Source organism: Achromobacter sp. 413638, from assembly GCF_043119405.1.
GTDB lineage: Bacteria > Pseudomonadota > Gammaproteobacteria > Burkholderiales > Burkholderiaceae_B > Achromobacter.
The window spans coordinates 1-332 of record NZ_JBICCO010000192.1 but is presented as its reverse complement, the minus strand read 5'-3'; the positions used below and the strand labels follow the sequence as shown (position 1 = coordinate 332).

1 protein-coding gene is annotated in these 332 nt (G+C 66.3%); it reads left to right on the top strand.

Going from position 1 to position 332, the window contains the following annotated elements; all coding sequences use genetic code 11:
- The coding region (locus ACEU5R_RS32020) for a transposase (protein WP_392413950.1) at nt 1-332 on the top strand (332 nt) is incomplete at both ends.

Genomic DNA, 332 nt, shown 5'->3' with positions numbered 1-332 from the left:
GACGAATCCGTGTTCCTGTCCGACAGCGCGGGTAGCGACGACGGCATGGATGGGCTGCGGATGAGTTCGATGACCTACCGCATCGCCACCGGTCGCGACGCTGGCCGCAAGGTCGTCACGCTGCAAACATTGCCCGGTGACGCAGGCTCGCTGGAGGGCGATGCCGGCAAGGTCGGCGGCTTCTCGCTGCATGCCGGCGTGGCCGCGGAAGCACACGAAAGCCACAAGCTCGAAAAGCTGTGCCGCTACATCACGCGCCCGGCGATCAGCGAGCAGCGGCTGTCGATCTCACCGCAGGGTAGGGTGCGGTATCAGCTCAAGACGCCGTGGCG